Genomic DNA, 12,912 nt, shown 5'->3' with positions numbered 1-12,912 from the left:
ATTCGCTGTCCATCGGTGCCTTTCGCCGTCCATCGGGGGAGGAACGACATGCACATCCATATCCTGGGGCCGATTTCCGTGGCCACGGAGGGAAAACGCCACGGAATCCAGGCCAACAAGGTGCGGGCGATGCTCGCCGCGCTCGCCCTCGACGCGGGCCGGGCCGTCTCGCACGCGGACCTCGCGGACGAGCTGTGGGCGGGCCAGCCCCTCGGCAACACCCGCAACGCGCTGCAGGCGCACGCCACCCGGCTGCGCAAGGTCCTCGACGGGCACGAGGCGCGGCCCCGGGGAACGACCCTGCTGCGCGCGGTGCGCGGCGGCTATCTGCTCGACGTGCCCCCGGGCTGCGTCGACGGCAACACCTTCCTCGACCTGGCCACACGCGGCGCCGCGGCCCTCGACGTGTGCCCGGAGCGGGCGATCGAGCTGCTCCAGGCCGGGCTCGAACTGTGGCAGGGGCCCGCGCTCCTCGACGCGGGCGACGGGCTGCGCTGCCGGGGCGCCGCCGCGCTCTTCGACGAGCGGCGGCTCACGGTCCGCGAGGACCTGATCCGTGCCCGCCTCGCCGTCGGCGACGCCTCGCGGGCGGTGGCCGAGCTGCGCCGCCTGGTCGCCCAGCACCCGCTGCGCGAACGCTTCTGCGAGCTGCTCATGCTCGCCCTGTACCGCACCGGGCGGCAGGCGGAGGCGCTGGAACTGTTCCACGTGACGCGCCGAAGGCTCGACGAGGAGCTGGGCGTACAGCCAGGAATCGTGCTCCAGCGGCGCCACACGGAAATCCTGTCGCAGGACCCGGCGCTTTCCCTGTCCACCGTCCCCGCCGCCTCGTAAACACACTCCCGCGACTTCTGGAACATATTCCGCGCCTTTCCTCGGCGCCCCATCCGTCACTGCCGACATTTCGCTGGGCGCGCGCCCGTCGTCACCCGTGCTTTCCTTCCCGCTCTCCGGCGGGACCCCGACAACCGCAGGAGCAGCCACGACATGACGTCCGATTGGCAAGCCCGCCGGGCCACTCCCGCGCGGCCCGGCGAGCCCCTCGCGATCGTGGGGATCGCGGAGCTCGACCCGGACGGGCTCGACGACGTCGTGGTCGACGTCGCCCGGTTCGGCATTCCCCCGATGCAGGCCAGGTCCATGAACCGGATGCAGCTGCTGATGCTGGAGGCCGCACGGCGCTGTCTGGCGGACGCGGGCCACCCCGAGCGGCCGCTGCCCGCCGAGCGCACCGACGTCGTCACCGGCCTCTGCTTCGCCCTCGACCGCCAGCACGCCAACGCCGTACGCATCGAACTCCCCCGGTACGCGCGGGAGCTCGAGCGCGCCGCGCGGGCGGCCGGAGCGGCGCCGGACCGGGCCGAGCGGGCCGCCGCCGAGCTGCGCGGGCAGCTCGCGCCGCACCTCGGCGGTTCGCCGCACGACCGCGTGGGCGAGATGGCGAGCACGATCCCGGCGCGGATCGCCGCGGCCTTCAAGCTGCGCGGGCGCACGCTCGCGGTGGAGTCCGCGGAGGCGACGTCGTTCGTGGCGCTCGCGCACGCGGCGGACCAGCTGCGCGCCCGGGCGTCGGACGCGGTCCTCGTCCTGGCCGGGCAGCGGCGCGAGAGCCCGTTCGTCGCCGAGGCGCTCGCGGCGAAGTCGGTGTCCGGCCCCGGCGGGGCGGAGGCCGACGGGACGCGCGACATCGCCGAGGGGGTGGGTGCCGTGCTTCTGAAGCGGCTCTCCACGGCCGTGCGGGACGGGGACCGCGTCTACGCCAGCGTCCTCGACTGCACGCTGCGCCACGACCCGCGCCCGGGCTGCTTCCGGCACTCGCACTCCGTCGCGCTGCGCCACGACGCCGCCGCCGACTCGCTGCGGGCCGCGGGGGCCGACCCCGACACCGTCCAGTACGTCGAGTGCGCGGGCTCGGCGGTCGCCCGGGAGGCCGCCGCCGAACACGAGGCCCTCGCCCGGCTGCACGCCGAACGCGCGCCGGGGGCCGTCGTGCTCGGCGCGGGCGACGGCCGGGCGTTCGCCCACGCGGGGCTCGCCTCGGTGAGCAGGGTCGCCCGCGCGCTGCGCGAGCGCCGCTACCCGGACCCGCCGCCCGGCGGCGGGGAGCCCGAGGGGGCGCCCTTCCGGCGGGCGCGCGTAGGCGAGGAGTGGAGGCCGGGCCCCGGGGCGCCGCGCCGGGCCGTGGTGCACGGGGCGTCCCTGACGGGGACCTTCTGCCATCTCGTCCTCGAAGAGCACCGGCGCGGGGCTCCGGCCGGGCCGCGCGCCCGGTCGCGGAGCGGGCCGCGCGCGGTGCCGGTCGCGGTGGTCGGGCTCGGCGGGCGGTTCGCCGGTGCGCCCGACGCCGCCGCGTTCTGGCAGGTCGTCGGCTCGGGCCGGACCCGGATCGGCCCGGTCCCCGACGACGTCCTCGACCGGGACCTTTACCACTGTCCCGGCGCGCTCAGCCTGACCCACTCGTACACCGACCAGGGCGGCCACGTGCCGGTGCCCGAGGAGCCGCCGGACGACCTGGCGGTCCTTCCGCTGCGGTACGCGGCGATGGACGGCGCCCAGCGGCTCGCCCTCGACGTCGCGGCGGAGCTGTTCGCGGGGCGCCGGGACCTGTCCGGGCGGGGCGTGGTCGCCGTCGGCACCACGCTGGGCCTGACGAAGGAGCGGCGCGCCCACACCGACCTCGTCCTGGCGGGACTTGAGGACACCGTCGCGACGCTGCCCGCGCTCGCCGGGCTCTCGGCCCTTGGGAAGAAGAAGCTCCTGGAGCGGCTGCGCGAGCGGACCGCGCGCGACGCGGCCGAGCCGTCGCCCGCCCTGCTCGACGGCTGTCTGGCCAGCGGTGTCGCCGCGCTGCTCGCCAACGAGTACGGACTCGGCGCGGTGCCGCTCGCGGTGGAGGCGGCCTGCGCCTCGTCCCTGGCCGCGCTCGACGTCGCCGTGGGCGCGCTGCGCTCGGGCGCCGCCGACTTCGCCGTCGCGGGCGGCGTCGAACTGGCCTGCACCACCCGGGACATGGTGCTGTGCTCCGCGCTCGGGCTGCTCTCGCACAGCAGGAACGCGCCGTTCGACGCGGCCGCCGACGGGTTCACCCCGGGCGACGGCTGCGGCCTCTTCCTCCTGAAGCGGTACGACGACGCGCGGCGCGACGGCGACACCGTCCACGGGGTGATCCGCGCCGTCGGCGCGTCGAACGACGCCAAGTCGCTGATCGCCCCGGACGTCGCGGGCCAGGTGCGGGCCATGCAACGCGCCTTCGCCCAGGTGGACTTCGAGCCCTGCACGGTGGACTACCTGGAGGCGCACGGCACCGGCACCAAGGTGGGCGACCGGGTCGAGATCGCCGCCGCGGCCCGCCTCTACGCGGGCGGCCCGCGCGCGGGCGCGCTGCGCATCGGCTCGGCGAAGTCCTTCTTCGGGCACACCTTCGCGGCGGCCGGCAGCGCGGGCCTGCTGCGCACGCTGCTCGCGCTGCGGGCGGGCACGCTGCCGCCCAACACGCTGCTGCGCACCCTGAACCCGGCGCTCGGCCTCGCCGCCATCCCGGCCGAGATCGCCACCAGGGCCGAGCCGTGGCCGCGTCCGTCCGGCAGGCCCCGGCGCGCGGCCGTCAGCTCCTTCGGCACCGGCGGCATCAACTACCACGTCCTCGTGGAGGAGGACCCGGCGCACCACACACACCACACGCACCGCGAACACCACGAGCACCGTGAGAACCGTGAGAACCGTGAGAAGGGGTCCGGACCGCGATGAACTTCGCCTTCGACGACGACACCGAGGACATGCGCGAGGCCGTCGAGCGGTTCGCGCGCCGCGACCTCGCGGACCCGCCGCCGGACGGGGCCCTCGACCCGGCGGAGTTCCGGCGGCGCTGGCAGCTCGCGGGCAAGCAGGGCGTGGTCGGCAGCGTCGTACCGGAGCGCTACGGCGGCAGCGGGCTCGACGCGGTGACGGCGGCCGCGGTGATGGAGGCGCTCGGCTACGGCTGCCCGGACACCGGCTTCGCCTTCTCCGTCGCGGCACACCTGTTCGCGGCGGTGATGCCGATTGCCGAGTTCGGCACCGAGGAGCAGAAGCGGCGCTGGCTGCCCGCGCTTTGCTCGGGCGAGCGGATCGCGGCGCACGGCATCACCGAGCCGGACGCCGGTTCGGACACCCTTGCGCTGCGCACCCGCGCGGTGCGCGACGGCGACTCCTACGTGCTGGACGGTGCCAAGGCGTTCACGACGAACGCGCCGGTCGCCGACGTGTTCGTGGTGCAGGCGGCGACGGCCCCGGGCGGCGGCTTCTTCGGCCTGACCGCGTTCGTCGTGGAGGCGGACACGCCGGGCCTGTCGGTGGGGCCGCCGTACGACAAGGTGGGGCTTCGCGGGTCCCCGACGGCCGATGTGCGCCTCGACGGCTGCGTGGTGCCCGCGAACGCCGTGCTCGGCGCCGAGGGCGCGGGCGCGAGCGTGTTCGCGGGCTCCATGAAGTGGGAGCGCACCTGTCTGTTCGCGGCCTATCTCGGCGCGATGCGGCGGGTCCTGGAGTCCACCGTCGCGTACGCGGGGCAGCGCGAGCAGTTCGGGGTGCCGATCGGCGGCTTCCAGGCGGTCAGCCACCGCGTCGTCGACATGACGCTCGCGGTGGAGTCGGCGCGGCTGCTGCTCTACCGGGCGGCGTGGGGGCTCGCGCGGGGCAGCGAGGACGAGGTGGCGCCCGCGCTCGCGAAGCTCGCGGTGAGCGAGGCGGCCGTGCGGGTCGGCCTGGACGCGGTCCAACTGCGGGGCGCGCTTGGGGTGTTGAGCGGGGAGGCGGAGACGCTGCTGCGGGACGCGCTGCCCTCGCGCATCTTCTCCGGCACCAATGAGATCCAGAAGAACAACATCGCGCGGGCGCTCGGCCTGGGCGGCAGCCGCCGCGGTACGCGCCGCTGAGCCGGACCGGCGACATGCCCTCCGGGCACCCGGAAGTCCAGGACGTCGAGAGGAGAACGGATCATGACGGTCATCGTTCACCGCATCCGGCTGCACGACGGCGTGGCGCCGGACCGCTTCGAGTCCTGGGTACGGGACGTGGACTACGCGACCTGTCCTGAACTGCCCGCCGTGCGCGCCTTCGGAGTGCAGCGCAGCGCGCACGGCGAGGACGGCGGCCCGGCCGAGTACTTCGAGATCATCGAGGTGACCAGCGCGGCGGACTTCGAGCGGGATATGCGGTCGGAACCGTTCCGTCGGCTTGTCGCCGATTTCGAGAAGATGGCCGCCGTGGTCGACGAGTGGTCCGGCGAACGGGTGGGTTCCGGATACCGGGCCGAATGATTTAACGGGTTCGCGGGAGCGAGGCCGGGAAGCGGTGAAAGGGCCTCCGGTGAATAGCGCTCGGCTCCCGGATCCGGAAGCCCGCCCCGTTCACCCTTCTTGGCCCCGGAATTCAGCGGTCCGACCAATTGCCGCCATCAATCCGGACTCATAAGCAATGGCAACGGCCTGGGCGCGTGTGCCGACACCCAGCTTTCGGAGCACATGGTGGACATGGGATCTGACGGTCGCCATGGACACCGAGAGTTTCTCGGCGACTTCGGCGTTCGACTTGCCCTGGGCGAGCAGCAGCATCACCTCGGACTCGCGCGGGGTGAGCTCCGCCGCCATGCGCGCGGAGCTGCGGGAGACCCCTTGCTGGGGCAGGCGCTCCAGGGTGCGCCGGGCGGCGGCGGGCATCACCATGGTGGCGCCCGCGCTCACCGTCCGCAGCACGTGGATCAGGTCGTCCGCCGAGGAGTCGGGGGCCAGGACCGCTCGTACGCCGATGCACAGGGCCTCGACGGAACGGTGCGCGGACTCGGCCTTGGCGATCAGGATGATCTTCGTCAGGGCGGCGAGCTCCGCGAGCTCGCCCTTGTCCTCGAAGCCGAGCGCGGGGGCCACTACGATCATGACGTGGGGCGCGAGCTCGGCGACGGCCGCGGCGGATTCACGGCCGGTGGTGAAACCCATGACCTCGATGTCGGGCTGCTGGTCGAGCAGCGCGCGCAGCGCGGCGGACATGATCGACTCGTCACAGCACACCAGGACGCGGATCTTCATGCCTCGCCGCCTCACCGCAGCTCGTCCGGGCGTGGATCGCGGCGCCGGGGGGACCGGGCCGCGTCACTCGTCAGGGCGTCACGCGTCACGGCATCACACCCGGGCGGGCCGGCCGCACCGGCCTCGGGTCCGCGTCCGGCAGGTGCCCCTTGCAGCAGTGCCCCATCTCGCCGCCCCCTTTTGAATGACACGACCATGTGCCTTCGGGTACCCCTCGTCGCCGCTGCGCGCTATCGAACGCATCTGCTGTTCGACGGTGCACTTCACCCCGGGCCGCCGCGCCTTCCCTCCGGAATCGACGCAGGCACGTGGGTGCGGAATATTCCGTCCGCACTGCAACAGTATGTGCGCGCAACTGGCATCTGGGCGAGCTTTATGGAAAGAAGCATGAAAATGGCTCGAAACCTCGCGGGTCGAAACTCAGATCGTCCGCAGGGGCGCGTGGGCGGGACGGCGGTGGGAGCGCGGGAACCCCGATACGCCCGCCGCATCCGTGGCGGGGCGGCCCAGCCTGCTGAGGAAAATCGCCTGTCCCGGAATGCGGAACCGATCCTCCAGAGCGTGCCGCAGGTCGTCGTACTGGAGTACGGCGCTGAGAGGATGCAGAACCAGTCCTTCCGCGGTGGCGCCCAGCCAGTAATCGGCCAGTCGTGCCCCGCCCTTGACACCGTCCGCGAGCGTCGGCGTAGGCGTACCGGTCAGGCTCAGGACGGTCAGGGCGGGCGTGGGGCGCACGATGCGCGCGAGCTGCCGGGCGAGCAGGCCGGGGTAGCCGACGTGCCGCAGCAGGCGCATCGTCGTGGGCGCGAGCGCGAGCCTGCGCGCCCACTCCCCCGGCCGGGACAGCGGCCCGAACAGCTCCGCGAGCGTGAAGCCGTCCCCGTGCGCGGCGGCGTCCGCGGCGCTGAACCGCAGATACGCGTGCGTCTCGCGCCAGGCGGGGCCGTGGCTGAAGTCCCGCCCCGCGTGCCGGGCGACGAAGTCGGCGAGCGCGGCGCGGTCGGCGTCCGACGTCAGATGGCGCACGCCGACGTCCGCGTCCCGCGCGACGGCGGTGCCCGACGGCGCCGCGAGGCGGTCCAGGACGTCCGGTGCGACGGGCTGCGGGCGGTAGGGGGCGCGGTGGGTGCGGCGGGCCTCCGCGGTGTCCCGCAGAGCGCGCAGGTCCTCGGCCGTGCCCCCGGGCGCGGGGCGCAGCCGGGCCACGCACAGGGGCGCCCAGGTGCGGGGCCAGTCGGCGGGGCCCGGCTCCGGCCACGGCCAGCCCGCCTCCAGGGGCCCGTCCAGGCCGCCGGGCGCGAACCGGAGGCCGTCCACGGCCCACCCCTGCGCGCCGAGCGCCCGCAGCAGCAGTTGCCCGTACGCGCCACAGCTGACCAGCATCTCCCCGTGGAGCGAGGGCAGCGCGCGCAGCCGCCGCTCGCGGTCCAGGGCGAGGACGAGGTACTGGTCGCCGCCCGGCGCCCCCGTCACGGCCCGCGCGGCGGCGGCCCGGGCCCCGCCCCCGCGGGCCCAGGCCACGCCCCAGGGCTGGCAGTTGTGGGAGGAGGGGCTGAGCGCGGCGACGCGCACGGCCGCGCCGAGGGCGGCCTCGAAGCCCGGGTCCGTGGGTACGGCGCGCGCGGCCGTCCCGGGCGCTTGGGTCCAGTCAGCGGTCATGGGGGTCGCTCTCCTCAGCTCCACACGAGGGACAGGCAGTAGCCGTCGACTTCGCGCGCCCAGCTGTCCAGGCGCAGTGTGTCCACGGCCGGGACGTGGCGCCGCAGGCCCGGTCCCGCGCGCCAGGAGAAGCGGCCGTCGGGGCGCCACCCGGTGAGCTCGACCTCGCGCGTGTCGACCCGCAGGCCGAAGCCGAAGTGCTTGAGCACGGCCTCCTTGCACGCCCAGCGCAGGGACAGCGGCATGGCGTCGACGGCCGGGCGGTCCGGCTGCGCGGTGGTGAGCAACTCCGCCAGCAGGCGCGGCACTTGGCGGGTGCGTTCGAGGTCGACGCCGACGGCGCGCGGCCCGCAGGCGGCGACGGCCAGGCCGCCCGAGTGGGTCAGGCCCACCTCCACGGGCGCGTCGACGGTGGGCTTGCCCGCGCGGATGCCGCCCGCCACCGCGCCGACGCGGACGTCGCGGGTGCGCACGCACAGGCCGCTGTGCCGCCGCAGATAGGCGGTGACACCGTGCTTGACGGCGAGCCGTCCCGCCAGCCACTCCACGCGCCGCTTGGGCACGGCCAGTCGGGCGGCGCGATCCCGCTCCTCGTCGCTGAGGTGCCGGGCCTGGAGCGCGGCGCGGTCGGCGTCGCCCCGCGCACGCACCCAGGCGATCGAGACGACGGCGAGGGTCAGCGGTCCCCGGGCGTGCGCGACGCGCAGGGGGCGCGCCGGGTCCAGGCGCACGCTCTCGTCCAGGCCGGACGCCGGGGTGCGCGCGAGGAGGGCCATCGGGTCAGCGGTCCACGGGCGGCGGCAGCAGGAACGGGTACGTCCGGCGCCTGACCTTGCGGTGCCAGAACCGGTCGGCGGCGCGAAGGCGCTGGATCAGCTCCCACATGCGGGCGTCGTCGCGGTAGTAGGCGGCGACCTCGTCGGCGGTGAGCGGCCTGGCCAGGCGGGCGTTGGCCTCCTCCAGGAAGGCGGGGACGAGCGCTCCCAGGCGTTCCTTGTGGAGGTTGCCGAGGAAGTCCAGGAGCACCCCGCGGGTCTCGTAGAACTTGTCGAAGATCGACTTGGCCATGGCCAGGCGCACGACGTCGCGCAGGATCCACGGCAGCGAGGTGAAGAAGAGGCGTACGTCGAGCTGTTCGCGCCCCCGGGCGTCGCGCATGAGGGGCGTGGTGACGTCCAGGTAGGTCAGCTCGCCGTCGACGTCGATCCAGTTGGCGGCCTGCGCGTCGAGGCCGGTGGTGGGGCCGACGGCGGCGTCGACACGGTCGAGGAAGCGGACGAAGAAGTTCTTCGCCCAGGCCTCGTCCTCGGTGTGCAGCAGCCGGGAGCACAGCCGCTCGGGCGGCAGTTCGCGCTGGACGCAGTACGCGGTGATCCGCCCGCCGGGGCCGGAGGTGTGCCACACCTCGGTGGGCGCGACGGTGAGCCCGCGCTCGGCGAGGCGGCGCAGATACGCGTCGAGGCCGTCCCTGTAGCTCTCGAAGCGGTCCCGGTCGGGGAAGGCGGGCAGGCGCTTGCAGGCGAAGGAGCCCGCGGCGGTGCGCAGCCTGAGGACGAGGGTGATCTCGCCGTAGCCGAGCACGTCGAGCGCGCTGTCGTCGGCGGTGCGCAGGGCGTGCCGCACCCGCCGCTCCAGGTCCTCGAGGTCGGCGTGCGGCAGCGGGAAGGCCGGGGGGTGCCGGAAGGTCATGGCGTGCCCTCACTCGTGGGTCCTGCGGGTGTGGAGCCGAAGGAGCCACAGGCCCGCGGCGACGAAGGCGGCGTCGAAGAGGAGGATCGCCGGGACGCTGGTGACCAGGACCGCCACGAAGCAGGCCAGCATGGCCAGTTGGGCCCACAGGGCCGCGATGACCAGACGCCGGTTCCGGTTCGCCACGAGGACGGCTCCGCCGGTGAACATCGCCACCCCGACCAGGGTGGCGACGGCGGTCGGGTGCGCGGCGAGGCGGTCGCTGAGCGGGCCGATGACGGTGAGTCCCTCGTTGGCCTCGGCCGCGGCGTCGAGGCGGTCCTCGACCGACTCGACCCGGGGGAAGAACTTGGCGATCCCCGCCAGGGCGTAGAGGACGCCGAGGATGCGCTGGAGCAGCAGGTTCCGGCCGGACACGCCTCCGAGTCTCCTCCGCCCCGGGCCGGGCGGCCCGCCCCTTTCCGGCCCTCGCGCGGCGATGGATTCATGCGGCCGTCACCACCAGGACCGCGTTCTGGCCCCCGAAGCCGAAGGAGTTGCTGACGGCGACTTCGAGGGGGCGCTCGCGCGGGGCCCCGGTCACGACGTCGAGGTCGATGTCGGGGTCCTGGTGCGTGAGGTTGGCGGTCGGCGGCACGGTGCCGTGCTGCACGGCGAGGACGGTGAGCGCGGCCTCGATGGCCCCGGCCGCGCCGAGGGTGTGGCCGAGGACGCCCTTGGCGGAGGTGACGGCCGGGCCCGGGCCGAGGAACTTGCGCACCGCGGCGGCCTCGGCGGCGTCGTTCAGGGGCGTCGACGTGCCGTGCGCGTTGACGTGGTCGACCTCGTCGGGCATGACGCCCGCGCGCGCCAGGGCGGTGCGCAGGGCGAGCAGGACGCCGGTGCCCTGCGGGTCGGGGGCCGTCAGGTGGTGGGCGTCGGCGGACGCTCCGTACCCGGCCACGCGGGCCCGGACGGCGGCGCCGCGCGCGCGGGCGTCGGCGGCGCGCTCCAGGACGAGCATGCCGCTGCCCTCGCCGATGACGAAGCCGTCCCGGTCCCGGTCGAACGGCCGGGACGCGGCGGCGGGTTCGCCGACGCGCCGGGAGAGGGCTCCCATCTGCGCGAAGCCCGTCACCATCAGCGGGGTCACCCCGGCCTCGCCGCCCCCGGCGACCACCACGTCGCAACTGCCGTCGCGCAGCAGCTGGAGCGCGGTGCCGATGGCGGTGGCACCGGAGGCGCAGGCGGTCGCGGTGACGAGGTTGGGTCCGGTGGCCCCCAGGTCCATCGCCAGGTGCCCGGCCACCATGTTCGGTACGAGCATGGGGACGAGCAGCGCCGAGACGGCCTTGGGCCCGTCGTCGAGCAGGCGCCGGTGCTGGGCCTCCCAGGTGGCGACGCCGCCGAGGCCGCAGCCGACGACGACGCCCACGCGGGCGCCGTCCCAGGTGGCCGGGTCGAGTCCGCTGTCCGCGACGGCCTCGCGCGCCGCCGCGACGGACAGCTGGCTGAACCGGTCCTGCGTCAGCACGCTGCGCCTGCCCACGTGGCGCCGGGGCGAGAACCCGGGCACGGTGCAGGAGATGTCGACGGGAAGGCCCGCCAGCCCCGGGTCGCTCGCCGCCGCGGACCGGCCCCCGCACACTCCCGCCCAGGTGGCCGCCGCCCCGATCCCCGCGGCGGTGACGAGCCCCACCCCGGTCACCGCCACGGCGTCGCCCTCGGGGGCCGCGGCGCCGGTGGCGAGGCCCGGGGTGGGGCGCTCGGGGAGCGGGCGCGCGGGCCCGGCCGGTAGGGGACCGCCGCCCCCGGGCGCGGCGGCCGTCACCCCTCCACCCCGTCGTCGTCCCGGAAGGCCGGTCCTGCGTACGTCGTGCACATCGGATGCGCCCCACCTCTCGGTCGCTTGGGGTCGAGTCTGCGGGCCGTGCCTGACCGGGCACCGCGTGCGGCGCTGACGGATGGCTGACCGCGCGGGCACCCGGCCCCGGCGGGACGGCCCGGGCGGACGCGATCAGCGAGCGGTCAGCGCCCCGTCAGCATGCGTGACCGCGTCCTGTCAGCCCGCACCGCGAGACTCGACGTCAGCTTCAGCGTCCTGCCGTCGGCGTACCGGATGCGGCGCGCCGGCCGGGCGGACCAGTCGAGACCGAGGAGCACGCGTGACCGCACCGCCACCGAGCCACCCGCCGCCGCACCGGGCCGCGGTCCTCGCCGGAGTCGGCGGCTGTCTGCCGCCGACCGCCGTCACGAACGACGAGCTGGCCCAGCGCCTCGACAGCTCGGACGCGTGGATCCGCTCGCGCACGGGCATCCGGCAGCGCTACTTCGCCCCGCCCGGCACGGCCACGTCGGATCTGGCGGTCGGCGCGGGCGCCGAGGCCCTCAAGTCGTCGGGCACCCCCGACGCGGACGCCGTCCTGCTCGCCACCACCACGCCGGACCGGCCGTGTCCGGCGACGGCGCCGGTCGTGGCGGCGCGGCTCGGTCTGACCGGGGCCGCCGCCTTCGACGTCTCCGCGGTCTGCACGGGGTTCGTGTACGCCCTCGCGGCGGCGGCGGGTCTGATCGCGGCGGGCGCCGCGGAGCGCGTCCTGGTGATCGGCGCGGAGACGTTCTCCACGCTGCTCGACCCCGACGACCGGTCCACGGCCGTCATCTTCGGGGACGGCGCGGGCGCGGTGGTCCTGCGGGCGGGCGAGGCCGCGGAGCCGGGCGCGCTCGGCCCCTTCGACCTGGGCAGCGACGGCGGCCGCGAGGACCTGATCACGGTGCCCGCGGGCGGCTCGCGACAGCGTCTGTCCGGGGTGGAAGCGGCGCCCCGCGACCGCTACTTCGCGATGGACGGCAAGGAGGTGTTCCGGCACGCGGTGCGGCGGATGTCCGCGTCGGCGCGCGCCGTGCTCGACCGGGCGGGACTGCGCCCCGACGACGTGGACCACCTGGTCGGCCACCAGGCCAACCTGCGCATCACCAACCACGTGGCCGACGAGGTCGGCATCCCCCGGGAGCGCTGCTTCAGCAACATCGCCGAGGTGGGCAACACGGCCGCCGCCTCCATTCCGCTCGCCCTCGACCAGGCGCACGCGGACGGCGTCCTGACGGCGGGCGGGCGCGTGCTGCTCACCGCCTTCGGCGGCGGGCTCACCTGGGGATCGACGGTACTGACCTGGCCGCGGCTCGACCGCGCCTGACGGCCCGGCCGCGCACGCACGGGCCGGGCACGGGAACACAAGGGAGAACCGCATGAGCGCGATGTACGACAGGCTTGTCGACCTCCTGGTCGACCGTTTCGAGGTGGACCGCTCGGAGATCGGTCCCGACACCAGGTTCGAGGACCTCGACATGGACTCGCTGTTCCTGGTCGAACTGCTCCTGGTGATCCAGTCCGAGTTCAAGGTCGACATCGCGGAGGACGCGGCGACGCCGGGCGACACGATCACGGCGGTCGCGGAGCTGATCGCGCGCGAGAGCGCCCCCGCGGCGACGGCGACCACCGCAGAGCGAGCCTAGGACGGCC

The 12,912-nt window shown here is 75.1% G+C and carries 12 protein-coding genes; 6 read left to right on the top strand and 6 right to left on the bottom strand.

What is annotated here, in order from left to right; all coding sequences use genetic code 11:
- Positions 1–48: 48 nt before the first annotated feature.
- From CP982_RS34500 to CP982_RS34485, 4 genes are all read left to right on the top strand, one after another.
- A complete protein-coding gene (locus CP982_RS34500) occupies positions 49–834 on the top strand; it encodes an AfsR/SARP family transcriptional regulator (protein WP_150514050.1) in 786 nt (261 codons plus the stop codon).
- 153 nt (positions 835–987) lie between these two features.
- Positions 988–3,747, top strand: coding sequence for a polyketide synthase (locus CP982_RS34495; RefSeq protein ID WP_150514049.1), 2,760 nt, complete (start codon positions 988–990; stop codon positions 3,745–3,747).
- Positions 3,744–4,913: an L-prolyl-[peptidyl-carrier protein] dehydrogenase gene (redW, locus tag CP982_RS34490; protein ID WP_150514048.1), complete on the top strand. Its 1,170-nt coding sequence runs from the start codon at positions 3,744–3,746 to the stop codon at positions 4,911–4,913. The genes CP982_RS34495 and redW overlap by 4 nt, the downstream gene beginning before the upstream one ends.
- 63 nt (positions 4,914–4,976) lie before the next feature.
- On the top strand, positions 4,977–5,297 hold the full coding sequence (locus CP982_RS34485) for a RedY protein (RefSeq protein WP_150514047.1): 321 nt from the start codon (positions 4,977–4,979) through the stop codon (positions 5,295–5,297).
- Positions 5,298–5,387: 90 nt separating this feature from the next.
- Here the strand turns inward: CP982_RS34485 and CP982_RS34480 are convergent, their stop codons facing one another.
- The 6 genes from CP982_RS34480 to CP982_RS34455 all read right to left on the bottom strand — a co-directional run bounded on the left by CP982_RS34480 (position 5,388) and on the right by CP982_RS34455 (position 11,103).
- Positions 5,388–6,062, bottom strand: a complete 675-nt coding sequence (locus CP982_RS34480; RefSeq protein WP_150514046.1) for a response regulator transcription factor — start codon at positions 6,060–6,062, stop codon at positions 5,388–5,390.
- A 420-nt stretch (positions 6,063–6,482) separates the two neighbouring features.
- Positions 6,483–7,721, bottom strand: a complete 1,239-nt coding sequence (locus CP982_RS34475; RefSeq protein WP_150514045.1) for a nitroreductase family protein — start codon at positions 7,719–7,721, stop codon at positions 6,483–6,485.
- 14 nt (positions 7,722–7,735) lie between these two features.
- On the bottom strand, positions 7,736–8,497 hold the full coding sequence (locus tag CP982_RS34470) for a 4'-phosphopantetheinyl transferase family protein (RefSeq protein ID WP_150514044.1): 762 nt from the start codon (positions 8,495–8,497) through the stop codon (positions 7,736–7,738).
- A gap of 4 nt (positions 8,498–8,501) precedes the next feature.
- Positions 8,502–9,410 carry a DUF6206 family protein gene (locus tag CP982_RS34465; RefSeq protein ID WP_150514043.1) on the bottom strand — a complete coding sequence of 303 codons (909 nt, stop codon included), beginning with the start codon at positions 9,408–9,410 and terminating at the stop codon, positions 8,502–8,504.
- A gap of 9 nt (positions 9,411–9,419) precedes the next feature.
- Positions 9,420–9,827, bottom strand: a complete 408-nt coding sequence (locus tag CP982_RS34460) for a DUF6041 domain-containing protein (protein WP_150514042.1) — start codon at positions 9,825–9,827, stop codon at positions 9,420–9,422.
- Positions 9,828–9,894: 67 nt separating this feature from the next.
- Complete coding sequence (locus CP982_RS34455; RefSeq protein WP_184925581.1) at positions 9,895–11,103, bottom strand: beta-ketoacyl-[acyl-carrier-protein] synthase family protein; 1,209 nt, start codon at positions 11,101–11,103, stop codon at positions 9,895–9,897.
- Between the two features lie 451 nt (positions 11,104–11,554).
- On the opposite strand from CP982_RS34455, the gene CP982_RS34450 reads away from it, so the two are divergent.
- Both CP982_RS34450 and CP982_RS34445 read left to right on the top strand, forming a co-directional pair.
- The gene (locus CP982_RS34450; RefSeq protein WP_150514041.1) at positions 11,555–12,586 is read left to right on the top strand and encodes a beta-ketoacyl-ACP synthase III; all 1,032 of its coding nucleotides are present in this window, start codon (positions 11,555–11,557) and stop codon (positions 12,584–12,586) included.
- 52 nt (positions 12,587–12,638) lie between these two features.
- The gene (locus CP982_RS34445) at positions 12,639–12,905 is read left to right on the top strand and encodes an acyl carrier protein (RefSeq protein ID WP_150514040.1); all 267 of its coding nucleotides are present in this window, start codon (positions 12,639–12,641) and stop codon (positions 12,903–12,905) included.
- Positions 12,906–12,912 lie beyond the last annotated feature (7 nt).

The organism is Streptomyces spectabilis (assembly GCF_008704795.1).
Taxonomy (GTDB): Bacteria; Actinomycetota; Actinomycetes; order Streptomycetales; family Streptomycetaceae; genus Streptomyces; species Streptomyces spectabilis.
Note: the sequence above shows the minus strand (reverse complement) of the source record. Positions and strands in the feature narration are given on the sequence as shown.

Bases quoted from the DNA above. Each gene is read 5' to 3' on its own strand.
- CP982_RS34500 (WP_150514050.1), top strand. From the start codon at position 49: ATGCACATCCATATCCTGGGGCCGATTTCCGTGGCCACGGAGGGAAAA.
- CP982_RS34470 (WP_150514044.1), bottom strand. From the start codon at position 8,497: ATGGCCCTCCTCGCGCGCACCCCGGCGTCCGGCCTGGACGAGAGCGTG.
- CP982_RS34475 (WP_150514045.1), bottom strand. From the start codon at position 7,721: ATGACCGCTGACTGGACCCAAGCGCCCGGGACGGCCGCGCGCGCCGTA.
- CP982_RS34485 (WP_150514047.1), top strand. From the start codon at position 4,977: ATGACGGTCATCGTTCACCGCATCCGGCTGCACGACGGCGTGGCGCCG.
- redW (WP_150514048.1), top strand. From the start codon at position 3,744: ATGAACTTCGCCTTCGACGACGACACCGAGGACATGCGCGAGGCCGTC.
- CP982_RS34480 (WP_150514046.1), bottom strand. From the start codon at position 6,062: ATGAAGATCCGCGTCCTGGTGTGCTGTGACGAGTCGATCATGTCCGCC.
- CP982_RS34445 (WP_150514040.1), top strand. From the start codon at position 12,639: ATGAGCGCGATGTACGACAGGCTTGTCGACCTCCTGGTCGACCGTTTC.
- CP982_RS34465 (WP_150514043.1), bottom strand. From the start codon at position 9,410: ATGACCTTCCGGCACCCCCCGGCCTTCCCGCTGCCGCACGCCGACCTC.
- CP982_RS34495 (WP_150514049.1), top strand. From the start codon at position 988: ATGACGTCCGATTGGCAAGCCCGCCGGGCCACTCCCGCGCGGCCCGGC.